Raw genomic sequence first — 715 nt, 5'->3', positions numbered from 1 at the left:
CCATGGGTGAATAATAGCTATTAGATCACAGTAACCAACTCGATTCAAGGTTAAAAAACAGCCAATCCAGAACCAATAATCCAGTACCTGAAAAGAGTAATTCTACAGCCTCAACGCCCGCATAAGGGGCTGATAATTGTTGGCTAAAATGTGTAGCGGAGCGAAACTGAGCCAACTGTTAGCAGTCCCGTCTTAATGCGCTTGTTAGGCATTTACTGCTTTATTTCTTCCCATCTATCAGCGCCATCAAAATATCTAATTTTAAGAGCGTTAACAACATTTGCATTTACTAAACGAAAATTGACAGCCATTTTATCTTTATTGCCAAGTTCTGTTGGCGTGTAATGAGTTAAACAACCACAGTTATTACAATGATGAAATTCAATAGTTTTGTCGCCCCAACAGTACGATTTGAGTGCATCTTTTGCTGTAGTAATTGTAATATCTGTAGGTGAAAAATAAGCCCATAATGAAGCATACTTGCTACAAGCAGAACAATTACAACTTGTGATTGTTTCCGTAGTTTCAGGGACAGCTATTTTAATATTGCCACAGTGGCAACTTGCTTCAATCATTCCGTGATACTCCTTGATGCCTAGACATAATGACTCCCCACGAGGTGCTAGCCTCCTATTCGTGGGTTAGCTAAAAACCAGAGCCATAATTAGTGTGTTAAACAACTAAAAGCGGAGGCTAGCATGAATAACTTTAACAT

Annotated in this window: 1 protein-coding gene; it reads right to left on the bottom strand. The window is 38.9% G+C overall.

The genetic code is table 11. The features are described 5' to 3' along the window. Positions 1-212 precede the first annotated feature (212 nt). Positions 213-575, bottom strand: coding sequence for a GFA family protein (locus tag HC733_RS22525; RefSeq protein WP_190367198.1), 363 nt, complete (start codon positions 573-575; stop codon positions 213-215). Positions 576-715: the final 140 nt, after the last annotated feature.

The organism is Pseudoalteromonas sp. S16_S37 (assembly GCF_014694405.1).
Classification (GTDB): Bacteria; Pseudomonadota; Gammaproteobacteria; order Enterobacterales; family Alteromonadaceae; genus Pseudoalteromonas.
Note: the sequence above shows the minus strand (reverse complement) of the source record. Positions and strands in the feature narration are given on the sequence as shown.